Annotated in this window: 8 protein-coding genes; 3 read left to right on the plus strand and 5 right to left on the minus strand. The window is 76.1% G+C overall.

The annotated features are described in order from the left end of the window. Nucleotides 1–10: 10 nt before the first annotated feature. The 4 genes from Q0840_RS08665 to Q0840_RS08680 form a co-directional block, all read right to left on the minus strand. The gene (locus tag Q0840_RS08665) at nucleotides 11–3,118 is read right to left on the minus strand and encodes an SMC family ATPase (RefSeq protein WP_298458806.1); all 3,108 of its coding nucleotides are present in this window, start codon (nucleotides 3,116–3,118) and stop codon (nucleotides 11–13) included. Further along, nucleotides 3,118–4,323, minus strand: coding sequence for an exonuclease SbcCD subunit D (locus tag Q0840_RS08670; RefSeq protein ID WP_298458810.1), 1,206 nt, complete (start codon nucleotides 4,321–4,323; stop codon nucleotides 3,118–3,120). Before Q0840_RS08670 ends, Q0840_RS08665 begins: the two co-directional genes overlap by 1 nt. Before the next feature lie 104 nt (nucleotides 4,324–4,427). Continuing rightward, complete coding sequence (locus tag Q0840_RS08675) at nucleotides 4,428–5,753, minus strand: APC family permease (protein WP_298458812.1); 1,326 nt, start codon at nucleotides 5,751–5,753, stop codon at nucleotides 4,428–4,430. A 124-nt stretch (nucleotides 5,754–5,877) separates the two neighbouring features. Continuing rightward, nucleotides 5,878–6,222: an STAS domain-containing protein gene (locus Q0840_RS08680; protein WP_298458814.1), complete on the minus strand. Its 345-nt coding sequence runs from the start codon at nucleotides 6,220–6,222 to the stop codon at nucleotides 5,878–5,880. Nucleotides 6,223–6,351: 129 nt separating this feature from the next. Here Q0840_RS08680 and Q0840_RS08685 point away from each other — a divergent pair, with 129 nt between their 5' ends. From Q0840_RS08685 to hrpA, 3 genes are all read left to right on the plus strand, one after another. Beyond that, nucleotides 6,352–6,894: an aminoacyl-tRNA deacylase gene (locus Q0840_RS08685; RefSeq protein WP_298458815.1), complete on the plus strand. Its 543-nt coding sequence runs from the start codon at nucleotides 6,352–6,354 to the stop codon at nucleotides 6,892–6,894. Nucleotides 6,895–6,934: 40 nt separating this feature from the next. Then, the gene (locus tag Q0840_RS08690) at nucleotides 6,935–7,375 is read left to right on the plus strand and encodes a MarR family winged helix-turn-helix transcriptional regulator (protein WP_298458818.1); all 441 of its coding nucleotides are present in this window, start codon (nucleotides 6,935–6,937) and stop codon (nucleotides 7,373–7,375) included. A 129-nt stretch (nucleotides 7,376–7,504) separates the two neighbouring features. Beyond that, the gene (gene hrpA, locus Q0840_RS08695) at nucleotides 7,505–12,112 is read left to right on the plus strand and encodes an ATP-dependent RNA helicase HrpA (protein ID WP_298458821.1); all 4,608 of its coding nucleotides are present in this window, start codon (nucleotides 7,505–7,507) and stop codon (nucleotides 12,110–12,112) included. Nucleotides 12,113–12,116: 4 nt separating this feature from the next. On the opposite strand, the gene Q0840_RS08700 is transcribed toward hrpA, so the two are convergent. Further along, nucleotides 12,117–13,403, minus strand: coding sequence for a glycoside hydrolase family 26 protein (locus Q0840_RS08700; protein ID WP_298458824.1), 1,287 nt, complete (start codon nucleotides 13,401–13,403; stop codon nucleotides 12,117–12,119). Nucleotides 13,404–13,725 lie beyond the last annotated feature (322 nt).

A 13,725-nucleotide genomic window follows, 5' to 3' on the forward strand; every position in this document is an offset into this window, starting at 1 on the left:
GGGCCGGGGCCTACCCGGCCCGCACCGTGAGCGTGCTGGAGCCGTCGGGCAGCCGGCGCACCTCGATCCGGTCCGCGATGGACTGCTTGAGCGCCTCCACGTGGGAGACGACTCCCACCACGCGCCCCCCGGCCCGCAGGCGACCGAGCTCGGTGAGCACCGCCTCGAGGGTCTCGGGGTCCAGCGTGCCGAACCCCTCGTCGACGAACAGCGTCCCCAGGTCGATGCCGCCCGCCTCGGCGGTGACGACGTCGGCCATGCCCAAGGCCAGGCACAGGGAGACGTAGAAGGTCTCCCCGCCGGACAGGGTCCGCGGGTCACGCTCCGACTCCAGGCGGTGGTCGACGACCTTCATCGCGAGTCCCCGCTTGCGGGAGCCGACGTCCTCGCGGTCCTCGCTGCGCACCAGCTCGAACCGCCCGTCGGACATCCCCGCGAGCCGGTCGTTGGCGGCCGCGACGACGTCCTCGAATCGACGCGTCAGGACGTACGTCGCCAGGGTGAGGCGCTTGGCGTTGTCACCGCCCGCGGCGGACGCGAGGTCTGCCATCCGGGCGACCGGCTCGGCGGCTCGGCGCGCCTGCCCGTGCGCGGTCAGCGCGGCGGCGACCTCGCGCACGCCCGCCGCGGCCGCGGCCGCGCAGCGCGCCGACAGGGTCGCCTGCCGGGCCGCCTCCTGTGCCTGCTCCTCCGCGGCGGCGCACGCCCGACGTGCCGCGTCGACGTCGACGACGACGTCCTCGCCGAGCCCGGCGACCGCCGGCTCGGCCAGCCCCGCCTCGACCCGGGACAGGGCCGCCGCGTAGGCGCCGATCGCGTCCTCGAGCCGACGCAGGTCCGCGGCCGGCAGCAGCGCCGAGCGGGCGGCGTCGGCGTCCGGGAAGCCGTGCTCGGCCAGGCCCTGCTCGAGCTCACCGGTCCGTCGGCGCAGCGCCTCGTCGGCGGTCACGGCGGCGGACTGGGCCCGCGTGAGGTCCGTCAGCGAGCGGGTCGTCGCCTCGATCTCCGCCAGCCGCGCGGCCACGCTGGCGGCGCCGGCCCGAGCCGCGTCGACCTCCTTGGCGTCCGCCTCGAGGGCCGTGACCAGGGAGTCGAGCGTGGCCCGGCGGTGCGCGACCGCGACGTCGAGGGTGCGCGCGCGGTCCAGCAGCACGTCGGTCTCCGCGTCGTGGGCCGCCAGCCGCCGTCGGGTGGCGACGAGCTGCTGCTGCGCGGCGTCGCACTGCGCGACCTGGGACGCGAGCGTGGACAGCAGCGCGTCCTGCTCGTCGGGCCCGGCGTCACCGGCCACGGCCCGCAGCGACGCGAGCAGCTCGGACAGCCGGGTGACCTGGGCGACCGCGTCGGCCGCCGAGGTCTCGGCACGGGTGCGGGCGCGCTCGGCCGCCGTGACCGCCTCGGCATCGGGATGGTCGTCGGCCAGCGCGGCGACCCGGGGGTGGTCGGCTCCCCCGCACACGGGGCACGGGTCACCCGGGACGAGCGACGCGGCCAGCTCACCGGCCATCCCGGCGAGCCGCCGGGCCCGCAGATCGGCCTCCGTGTCGACCGCCCGCCGGGCCGCCGACACCGCGGCGGTCACCGCGGTCCGGGCGGTGGCCAGCTCGTCCTCGAGGCCTGCGGCGCGCACCGCCGCGTCCCGCCGACCGGTCACCGCCGCGTGCTCGGCCCGCAGGGCATTGGCCTGCGCCGCGACGGCACCGAGGTCGGCGACGGACTCCTCCAGGGCGGTCCGCAGCGCCGGGCGCCCGCCCAGCTCCCGGGTGAGGGCCGCCTGCTCGGCGACGTCGGCGGCGAGGGCGCCCTCCTGTGCGGCCAGCGCCCGCCGCCGCGCGGGCAGCCCACGTTCGATCTCCCCGAGCCGGGCGAGCCGCACCGCCTCCGCTGCGAGGGACTCGCGCGCCGCAGCCAGGCCCTCGCCGTCCAGCTCGGCCAGGTCCGGGTGGGCGGCGCGCAGCCGCTCGACGGACCCGTGCGCGGCGTGCGCCTCCGCCCGGGCGGCATCGGCTCCGGCGAGCAGCGACCCCACCACCGCCGCTCGGCGGGCGAGGTCACGGCGCTCGACCGCCTCGGCCTGCACGTCGCGGGCGGAGATCAGCTCGGCGTGCTCCCGGCGCAGCCGGTCCCGGCGCGCGACCGAGTCGGCGAGCGCACGCTCGGCGTCGAGCCCCTCCCGGGCGGACGTCAGCGCGCTCTGGGCCGCCCGGAGCCGTCCGGCGTCCCGCTCGGCCTCGTGGGCCAGCGCCGTCGCGTGCGCCTGCGCGGCCGGCAGCAGGTCGGGGTCGGCGTGGTCGCCGAGCGCCCGCAGCTCGGCGGCGGTGGCCAGCCGGTCGGTCTCCTCGCCGGCTGCGCCGTCCGACCGTCCCGGGACCGCGTCGACCTCCGGCAGACCCGCGGCGGACCACGCACGACCGACCGCGAACCGGACGTCGTCGGTGACCGACGCCGCCCCGACGAAGTGTGCGGCCGCCGTCGCGACGACCGATCGCGCCGACTCGACCGTGGCCTGCGCCTCCCGGCGCATGACCACCAGCCGGTCCTGGACCCGCTCGTACACCTCGGTCCCGAAGACCTTCTGCAGCAGGCCGCGGCGCTGCTCGGGGTCGGCGCGCAGGAAGCTGGCGAACTCGCCCTGCGGGAGCACGATCGTCTGGACGAACTGAGTCCGGTCCAGCCCGATCACGCGCTGGATCTCCGGCCCGGCCTCGTCCAGCCGGGTGGACAGCAGCTCCCCGCCGTCGGGATCGTCCGGGTCGGTCAACCGCCACAGCTTGATGGTCGCGGGCTGCCTGGTGGTCCCGGCGCCCCGCTTCTTCGCGCGCAGCCGCTCGGGGGTGCGGCGCACCCGGTACACCCCGGCACCGGTCTCGAACACCAGGTCCACGACCGTGTCGACGTCGTCCCGGGCGAAGCCGGACCGCAGCCGGTCGTCGCTCGTCGCGGCGGCCGCCACCTTGCCGTACAGAGCGAACACGACCGCGTCGATCAGGGTCGACTTGCCGGCTCCGGTCGGCCCCTCGAGCAGGTACAGCCCCGACGCACCCAGCTCGGCGAAGTCGATCGTGTGCGTCCCGGCGAAGGGTCCCAGCGCCTGCAGGGTCATCGTGCGCAGGTGCATCAGGCGCTCCGCTCGGCCGCGGTCACGTGCTCCAGCGCGGCACGCAGCACACCCACCTCGTCGCCGGACGGCGGACCGCCGGTGATGTGCTCGACGAACTGCGCCGCGACCTCGAGCGGGTCGTGAGCCGCGGTGACGGCCACGGCGGTCCGCTCGGCGAGCCCGGGTGGTCGGTGCTGGACGACCAGCGCGTGCCGGAACCGCCCCCGCACCCGGGCGAACAGCTCGGCCGGACGCGCGGCGTCCGTGACCACCACCCGGACCCAGTCGTCGACGAAGGGCTCACCGCCCGCACCGAGGAGCTCCTCGAGCGTCCCGGTCACGTCCGACAGGCGGCGCGGCACGGGCGCCGGCACGAGCTCGACCTCACCCGTCACGCCGTCGGGACCCAGGTCGACCAGGACGCTGGACTTGGTGTGGTGCCGCTCGGAGAACGAGTACGCGAGCGGGGAGCCGGAGTAGCGCAGCACCACCCCGGGCGGGCCGGCCACCCGCTGCGGCCCGTGCAGGTGGCCGAGCCCGACGTAGTCGACACCGGTGAAGACGTCCGCGGGGACGTGGTCGACGCCGCCGACCCGGATGTCGCGCTCGGACTCCGATGCGGCACCGCCCAGCACGAAGGCGTGGGCGAGCACGACCGTCCGGGGCGGCGGCGAGCCCGGCCGGCGCCGCGCGGCGACGTCGGCGCGGACGCGGTCCATGGCGGCCCGCATGACGGCCTCGTGCGAGCGGGCCAGCGGCTGCTCGGCGTCCGGGGACAGCGCGCGCCGGGACGCGTCCGGGTCCAGGTAGGGCAGTCCGTAGACGAGCACGTCCGCGGCCGCCGCGCCGTTCCCGCCGTCCCCCCCGGCACGGGGGCGCAGCCGGACGGGGGCGCCGACGTCGGCCACGCGGGTGCGCAGGTGGACGCCGTCGCGCAGGAGGGCGGCGCCGAAGCCGAGGCGGGCCGCCGAGTCGTGGTTGCCCGGCGTCACCACGACCGTGCACAGCTCGGCCAGCCGGGCCAGCGTGTCGGACAGCAGGGTGACGGCCTCGACGGGCGGGACGGCGCGGTCGTAGACGTCACCGGCGACGAGCACCGCGTCGACCGACCGGTCACGCACCACGTCCACGAGGTGGTCGAGGTACGCGGCCTGGTGCTCGAGCAGATCGACGCCGTGCAGGGTGCGACCCAGGTGCCAGTCGGAGGTGTGCAGCAGCCGCATGTCGCGACCGTAACCCGAGCCACCGACACGCCCCGCCCGCCGTGCCGCGGCGGGCCGGGCCGGGCAGGGCAGGGCCGGGCCGGGCCGGGCCGGGCGGGCCGACCTCAGGCGGCCCGGCGCCCCGGGCGGAGCCGGGTGACCGCGTACAGGACCGCACCGACCGCGAGCAGCACACCGGCCCGCAGCCAGTTCGACGCCTCCTGCTGGGTGAACAGCACCAGGCAGGACGCGATCGCCAGCACCGGCAGCGGCGTCCACGCACGGAAGTGGCCGTGCTCCACCCGGTCCTTGCGCAGCACGAGCACCGCGACGTTGGTGCTGAGGAACACGAACAGCAGCAGGAGGACCACGGTGGAGGCCAGCTCCTCCAGGGTCCCGGTGACCGTGATGAGCATCGCGACCGCCGTGGTCACGGCGATGGCGACCCACGGCGTCCGGCGCTCCGGCAGGACCCGGCTGAGCCCGCCGGGCAGCAGGCCCTGCTCGGCCATGCCGTAGGTGAGCCGGCTCGCCATGATCATGGTCAGCAGCGCACCGTTCGCCACCGCGATGAGCGCCACGACCGCGAACAGCTCCAGCGGCACGCCCCCGGCGACCCGGACCACCTCGAGGAGGGGACCGGTGGAGCCGGAGAGCTGGTCCAGGGGCACGACGGCGGGGGCGACCACCGCGATGAGCAGGTAGACGACGCCCGCGACCAGCAGCGACCCGAACAGCGCCGTGGGGTACACCCGGCGCACGTCGCGGACCTCCTCGGCGATGTTCGCCGACGTCTCGAAGCCGACGAACGAGTAGAACGCGATCAGCGCGCCGGCCAGGACGGCGCCGCCGACGCCGACGCCGTCGGGCAGCTCCGTCAGGCGGCCGAGGTCGCCGTCCCCGCGGCCCAGGACCACCGCACCCAGCACGACGACCAGCAGCAGTCCGGACACCTCGACCGTCGTCATCACGATGTTGGCCCGCAGCGACTCCTTGATCCCCCGGGCGTTGAGCAGTCCGATGAGCGCGAGGAACACCACGGCGGCAGCCACCGGCGGGACGTCGATGAACTGGCCGAGGTAGTCCCCGGCGAACGCCAGGGACAGCGCGGCGGCGCTGGTGACCCCGGCGGACAGCATCGCGAAACCCACGAGGAAGGACAGCAGCGGCTTGCGGTACGCGCGCTCGGCGAACACCGCGGAGCCGCCGGCGCGGGGGTACTTCGTGACGAGCTCGGCGTACGAGGCGGCGGTCAGCAGCGCCATCCCCAGCGCCACCAGCAGCGGCAGCCAGATCATCCCGCCGGCCGCATCGGACATCACCCCGACCAGCGCGTACACGCCGGCACCCAGGACGTCGCCGAGGATGAACAGGAACAGGAGCGGGCCGGTGACGCTGCGCCGCAGCCGCGTGGACTCCTCGGGCGGGGCAACCGGTACGGGGGTGGTCATGCGGCGATGCTCCCGCGAGGCGAGGACATGCGCACTCGGGGAGGCGGTCGGCCGGTGGACGCCCCGTGGTCGCCCCGTGGACGCCCCGTGGTCGCGCGTCGCCGTGCGACGTCGCCCGTGGCGGTCAGACGCCCTGCGGCTCCGCCCGCGGGAAGAGGGTGTCGAGCCCGACCAGGGCCAGCAGCTCGACCACCGCGCCGGACGGGTCACGCAGGAGGACGGGCCGCGCGGCGTCGGACGCCACCCCGTGCAGCTGGAGGAGGAACGCCAGACCGGACGAGTCGATGAACGTCACCGCCGACGTGTCGAGCACCACCGGCCCGTCGGCCTCGAGGACCGCGACCATGCACTGGCTCGCCGCCTCGCGCTGGCCCGCGTCGACCTCCCCCCGCAGGATGACCGTCGTGGTCCCGTCACGCTGCTCGACGGTGATCCCGTGAGGCGACCCCGCCCCGTCACTCTGGTCCATCGCTCCTCTGTTCTGCTGGCTGCCGCGGGCAGGACCGCTGTGCGGGCCCGGGCGGCTCGACGGTACCTGCGAAGGCCGTGGGCGACATGTCGAGGTCGGGACGTGACGGGCGTCCGTACGCTGACGCCCATGACCGAGCACCCGTCCAGCGGACCCGCGAGCGCCGAGGGCCACGACAACCCGTCGGCCGTGCAGACCACCGAGGGCGAGCGTCGTGCCGTGGCCGCGCTGGACCACTCCGGTCTGGCCTACACCCTCACCCGGCACGGTCGGGTGCGGTCGCTCGCCGAGGCGGCGCAGGTCCGCGGCATCGAGCCGTCGGGGATCGTCAAGACCCTCGTGGTGCGGCGCGGGGACGACGACTACCTGCTCGTGCTGGTCCCCGGCGACCGCACCATCTCCTGGCCCAAGCTCCGCGAGCTGCTCGGCGTCAGCCGCCTGTCCATGCCCGACGCCGCCACGGCCCAGTCGGTCACCGGGTACGAGCGCGGCACGATCACGCCGTTCGGCTCGACGCGCGCGTGGCCGGTGATCGCCGACGCACGGGTGCCCGGGCGTCCGGCGTCCATCGGCGCGGGCGCCCACGGCACCGCGGCCACCGTCGACGGCGACGACCTGGTCCGGGTGCTCGGCGCACAGGTGGCCGATGTCACGGACCCCGAGGGCGCGTGACGGCGGCGGGCCCCGCGAGGCAGGGAGAGGAGCCGGGACCGTGGCACACCGCGCCGTCGACGCCTGGGAGTCGCTGCTGCGCGCCCAGGTGACCCTGATGAAGGAGTTCAGCGAGGACTTCCGCGCCGCCCCGGTGACCATGCAGGAGTACGACGTCCTGTACACGCTGACCCGGTGCACGGACGGGCGCAGCCGGCTGCGCGACCTCGCCGACAACACCCGGCTCAGCCAGCCGGGCCTGAGCCGGCTCGTGGAGCGGATGGAGGCCGACGACCTGGTGACCCGCGAGCGCGACCCCCTGGACGGACGCGGCACCGTGGTGACGCTGACGCCCCGCGGGCTCCACGTGCAGCGAGCCGTCGGCCGGGTGCACGCCCGCTCCATCGTCACCCGGGTGACCGGCGCGCTGACCGACGACGAGCAGGCCGAGCTCGCCCGGCTGTGCACCAAGCTGCGGGTCGGCGGGCACGGACCCCGCTGAGGCGCCGCGGCGTCGGGCGCCCCCCGGTGCGCCGGCACGGCTCGCTCGCGCTCGGCACGACTCCGCGCGCGCACCCGCCGACCGCCGTGCGCGCGCCCACCCGTCACGCGTCGGGGAGAATGGTCCGTCGTGAGCGACGTCGAGAGCACCACCGACCGGGACCGCCGTCCCGAGGCGCCCGACGCCGGCGGCACACCGCGGCAGGGGGCTCGCCGCGGCAGCCGGCCCCGTCGACGTCGCGGCGGGTCGGGTCAGGCCGACGGCCAGCACCGGGGGCCCCGGGACGGGCGCGGCCCGCTCGACCCCGCCGAGGCCGACGCCCGCCAGGTCGCCCGGGTGGCCCGCAAGGCCGAGATCCGGCACCGGGTCGTCGTCCCGCCGGTCACCTACCCGCCCGAGCTGCCCGTGTCCGGGCGCCGGGACGACATCGCCGCCGCGATCCGCGACCACCAGGTCGTCATCGTCTCCGGCGCCACCGGGTCGGGGAAGACGACCCAGCTGCCCAAGATCCTGCTCGACCTGGGCCGGGGCCGGGACGGGCAGATCGGCCACACCCAGCCGCGCCGGATCGCCGCGCGCACCGTCGCCGAGCGGATCGCCGAGGAGGTCGGCACGGAGCTGGGCCAGATCGTCGGCTACCAGGTGCGGTTCACGGACACGTCGTCCGACGAGACGCTCGTGCGGGTCATGACCGACGGCATCCTGCTCGCCCAGATCCAGCGCGACCCGATGCTGCGCGGCTACGACACGCTGATCATCGACGAGGCGCACGAGCGGTCGCTCAACATCGACTTCATCCTCGGCTACCTGACCCGGCTGCTGCCGCAGCGCCCGGACCTCAAGGTCGTCATCACGTCGGCGACCATCGACTCCGAGCGGTTCGCCCGGCACTTCGCCGGGCCGGCCACGCCCGAGCACCCCGACGGCGTCCCCGCCCCGGTGGTCGAGGTCAGCGGACGCACCTACCCCGTCGAGATCCGCTACCGGCCGCTGTCGCCGGACGACGTCGGCACCGGTGACGACGAGGAGCTCGAGCTCGGCACCCCGCTGCGCAAGCCGGCGGGCGCGCCGTCCACCCCGTCGGGCAAGCGCGGCGAGGACCGCGACCTCATGACGGCGATCACCGACGCCGTCGACGAGCTGTGCGCCGAGGGGCCCGGCGACATCCTGGTGTTCCTGTCCGGCGAGCGGGAGATCCGCGACGCCGAGGACGCCCTCACCGGCGCGCTGGGCCCGCGCGTGACCGACCCCCGGCACCCGGACGCGGTCGAGATCGTCCCGCTGTACGCCCGGCTGTCGTCCGCCGAGCAGCACCGCGTGTTCGAGCGGCACTCCACCCGACGGGTCGTGCTGGCCACCAACGTCGCCGAGACCTCGCTGACCGTGCCGGGGATCCGGTACGTGATCGACCCCGGGACCGCCCGCATCTCGCGGTTCTCCAAGGCCACCAAGGTGCAGCGCCTGCCGATCGAGCCGATCTCGCAGGCCAGCGCCAACCAGCGCTCGGGGCGGTGCGGCCGCGTCGCCGAGGGCATCGCGATCCGGCTGTACTCGGACGAGGACTTCGCGTCCCGGCCGGAGTTCACCGAGCCGGAGATCCTGCGCACCTCGCTCGCCTCGGTGATCCTGCAGATGGTCGCCGTCGGCGTCGCCGCCACGCCCGACGACGTCGCCCGGTTCCCCTTCGTCGAGCCGCCGGACGTGCGCTCGATCCGCGACGGCGTCCAGCTGCTCACCGAGCTCGGTGCGCTCGAGGCCCGCGGCACCGCCGCGGACGGCACCACCCCGGCGCAGCGGCTCACCGACACCGGCCGGGCGCTCGCGCAGCTGCCGATGGACCCCCGGCTGGCCCGGATGATCGTCGAGGGCGGGCGGCGCGGCGTCGCGCGCGAGGTGATGGTGATCGCGGCGGCGCTGTCCATCCAGGACCCGCGCGAGCGACCCGCTGAGCAGCGGCCGCAGGCCGACCAGCTGCACGCGCGGTTCGCGGACCCGTCGTCGGACTTCCTCACCTACCTGAACCTGTGGCAGTACGTGAAGGACTCCCAGCGCGAGCTGTCCGGGTCGGCGTTCCGGCGGCTGTGCCGCGCCGAGCACCTGAACTACCTGCGGCTGCGCGAGTGGCAGGACGTGGTGACCCAGCTGCGGGAGATGGCGAAGCCGCTCGACATCCGGGTCGAGCCGCCGCGGCACCCGCCGGGCACGTCCACGTCGTCGTCCAGCACGCCGTCGTCGAGCACGCCGTCCTCCGCCGCGTCGTCCTCGCCGGCCGCGACGCCCCCGCGGCGCCGCACCGCCCCCGGCGCCGCGCAGGACACGCTCGCCTCGGACGCCGGCGGCGACGCCACCTCCCTTCGGCTGGACTGGGACGCCGACCGCATCCACGTCTCGGTGCTGTCCGGCCTGCTCAGCCAGATCGGCATGCAGGAGGTCACCGAGGTCCGCGCCACCGCGAAGGCAGGGAAGGGCGCGCCGCCGCCCAAGCCGCGCAAGGGGGGCCGCAACGAGTACGTCGGCGCCCGCGGCGCGCGGTTCGCGATCTTCCCCGGCTCGCCGCTGTCCCGGAAGCCGCCGGCCTGGATCATGGCCGGCGAGCTCGTCGAGACCTCGCGGCTGTGGGCCCGCGACGCCGCCCGCATCCAGCCCGAGTGGGCCGAGGACCTGGCCGCCCACCTGGTCAAGCGCACCTACTCCGAGCCGACCTGGTCCACCAAGCAGGGTGCGGCGATGGCGTTCGAGCGGGTGCTGCTCTACGGCGTGCCGATCGTCGCCCAGCGCCGGGTGCTGTACGCCAAGGTCGACCCCGAGCACGCCCGCGAGCTGTTCATCCGGCACGCCTTGGTCGAGGGCGAGTGGACCACGCACCACGCGTTCTTCCACGACAACCGGGCACTCCTGGCCCAGGCCGAGAGCCTCGAGCACCGCGCGCGGCGCCGCGACCTCGTGGTCGACGACGACGCGCTGTACGCCTTCTACGACGAGCGCATCCCCGCCGACGTCGTCTCCTCGCGCCACTTCGACACCTGGTGGAAGTCCGCCCGCCGCCAGGACCCGGACAGCCTCACGTTCACCCTCGCGATGCTCGTCGCCGACGACGCCGAGGTCTCCGAGGCCGACTTCCCGTCGGTGTGGCCGCAGGGCGACCTCGAGCTGCCGCTGACCTACCAGTTCCAGCCCGGCACCGACGCCGACGGCGTCACGGTGCACGTCCCGCTCGTCGTGCTGGACCGGGTGCGACCCGAGGGCTTCGACTGGATGGTCCCCGGTCTGCGCGAGGAGCTCGTCGTCGCGCTCGTCCGGTCCCTGCCCAAGCCGGTCCGGGTGCAGCTCGTGCCGGCCCCGGACGTCGCCCGCGAGGTGGTCGCCTGGATCGACGCGAACCTGCCGGCGTGGACGGACACGGTCCGCGCCGCCGACATGGCCGGCTCCTTCCACGAGGCCGTCGCGGCCGCGGTGCGTGCCCTGCGCGACGTCGTCGTGCCCGACGACGCCTGGGACGACGAACGCCTGCCGCCGCACCTGCGGATGACCTTCCGGGTCGAGGAGGAGCGGGGCGGCGGCGCCGTCGTGCTCGACGAGGGCAAGGACCTCGTCGTGCTGCAGCGCCGGCTGGCCGCGCGCACCCAGGACGCCGTCCGGGTCGCGGTGCGCTCCGCCGTCCGCGACGCGATGCGCGACGCCGCACGCGAGGCGCGCACGGGCCCGATGGACTCCGGCGCCGCGGCCACCGGGGCGACCTCGACCACCCGGTCCGTGCCTGCCGCCGACGACGGGGCGCCCGCCGACCACGGCACGGCGGGCAGCGGGGCGTCCGTTGTCGCGCTCCCCTCGCCCGTCGCCGAGCGCACCGGGCTGCGGACGTGGCCGGACGACCTGCCGGACGGTCAATTGCCCGAGGTCGTCGAGACGTCCGGACCCGGCGGCCTGGTGATCCGCGGCTATCCCGCACTGGTGGAGGAGCCCGGCCCGCGGCACGAGCCGACGGTCGCGCTGCGGGTGCTCGCCGACGCCCGACGGCAGGCCGCGGAGCACCGGCGCGGGGTGCGCAGGCTGCTCACGTCCGAGGTCGCCCTGGCGACGTCCCGGGTCACCACCCGCTGGAGCGGCACCCAGGCGCTGACCCTCGCGGCGAGCCCGTACCGCACCACCGACGCGCTCGTCGCCGACGTGCAGCTCGCCGCGGTGGACCAGCTCCTGGGGGACGCCGCCCCGGTCCGCGACGCCGCCGCCTACCGCGCGCTGCGGGACGCGGTCCGGCCGCGGCTCGAGGACACCGTGCACCGCATCATCACGGACCTCGTCGCCGTGCTCGGGGCCGCCCGCGAGCTCGACGCCGACGTGCGGGCCGGCACCAGCCTGGCCCTGCTCAACACGCTGCAGGACGTGCGCGAGCAGCTGGCCGACCTCGTCCACGACGGCTTCGTGCTCGAGACCGGCGCCACGCGCCTGCCGAACCTGGTGCGCTACCTGCGCGCGGCCCGGCACCGGCTCGCCAAGGCGCCGGACAACCCCAACCGCGACGCCGAGCTCGCCTGGAAGGTGCACGACCTGCAGACCCTGCTCGACGCCGCCCGGGAGCGGGTCGCGGCCGGCCCGCCCGACCCCGCCCGGACCGCCGCGCTGGCCGACGTCCGGTGGCTGCTCGAGGAGCTGCGGGTGAGCCTGTTCGCGCAGGGGCTGGGCACGGCCGTGCCGGTGTCGGAGAAGCGGGTGCGGGCGGCGCTGGCCGCGATCTGACCGGTCAGCGCTCCGGGGCGAACGCGGCCCGGAAGGCGGCGGCCGACGTCGGCGAGCTGCTGAGGCGCCAGTCGGTCTCCTTGTTCTCGTCGAACCAGATCACCCCGCCCAGGTCGGGCTGGGCCGCCGCCCACGTGCCCAGAGCCGCCACCCAGGCCGCCTTGTCGCCGCCGAGCTCGGTCGACGCCGTCTCGGTCACCAGCAGCGGCTTGCCCGGCGCGAGCGCGCGGAGCTCGGCCAGGGTCGGGTCGAAGACCTCGGCCGGGGTGCGCCAGCGCTCCCAGGCCACCGAGGTGCCCCAGTTGTAGCCGTCCACCCCGACGACGTCGACGTAGTCGCCGCCGGGGTACAGCGCGGTCAGCGGCGTCGAGCCCGGGTAGACCACGTTCGGCGCCCACACCCACTGCACGGCGTGCGCGCCGCGGGCGGCGAACAGGTCGTGCACGTGGCGCCAGGCGGCGACGTGGTCCGCCGCGGTGGTCCCGTTCACCCCGGCCGACCAGGGGTACCAGTCCCCGTTCGCCTCGTGCGCGAACCGCAGCATGACCGGACCGCCCCAGGCCGCGAGCGCGTCGGCCCACGCGGTCAGGTAGGCGTCGTGGTCGCCGGCGACCACGGTCGACATCGCGAACCGCGGCTGGGTCACGCCGTCGGTCCACACCCACGGTTCCCAGGTGACGACCGGCACGGCGCCGGCGTCCACGACGGCCTGCAGCTTGGCGACGTCGGGCGCCTCGCCCCAGCCCGTGTACCACTGCAGGTACGAGGGGCCGACGCCGACGGTCGCGGCCGTGGCGGCGAGTGCCTGCGCGTCCAGCGGTCCCCAGGGGACCGTGACACCCAGCGGCACCGTGCGGCGGGCGACGTCGTCCGCGGCCGGCGCCGGGGTGGTGCTCCCGGTCGGCGGCTCGGGGACGGGCGCGGGCGGCGCAGGCTCCCCGGGGAGCGGCAGCGGCGCGACCGGCACGGGCACCGGCTCCGCGGGCGCCGTCGTCCCGCCCTTGCCGCCCCCGCCGCCCTTGCCCTGCCCGGACGGCGTCGAGGCCGTGGTCCTGGCCGTCATGGTCACCTCACCCGGCCACGCCACCGCGACGACGGCGGCATGCTGCGAGTGAGACGTGACCGCGGGCGCTGCACCGCCGGCGACCGCTGACCCGGTCGCGGCCGGCAGCGGCCCGTCCGCGACGACGGCCCGCGACGTGACCGGCGCGGTGGCCGCGTGCGTGGTCCCCGCCTGGGACAGGAGAGCCGGCAGCAGCAGCGCCGCGCCGATCATCCGGGCTCTGCGCATGGTGGTTCCTCTCGATGACGACGTCCTCCCTCCTCGCCATCGACGCCCCCGGGCACCGGCACGAGCGCGGCGGCCCCGGCCGGGGGCCATCCGGGTGCTCTACTCACCCGACCGGTGCACCCGGCGTCACCCGGTCGGTGGCGCGCTCGGCACGAAGGTGCGCGCGCTGCCCACGGGCCTGACCGGCACCGTGGAGGTGCTGGCGCAGGCGTTCGCCCCGCCGGACGACCCCGACCCGGTGGCGCTGCTCGAGGAGCACCGGGCGGTCGGCCGGGAGCACGACCTCGAGGTCCTCGTCGACGACGACGTCGATTCGGTCGCC

Source organism: uncultured Cellulomonas sp., assembly GCF_947494015.1.
Lineage (GTDB): Bacteria > Actinomycetota > Actinomycetes > Actinomycetales > Cellulomonadaceae > Pengzhenrongella.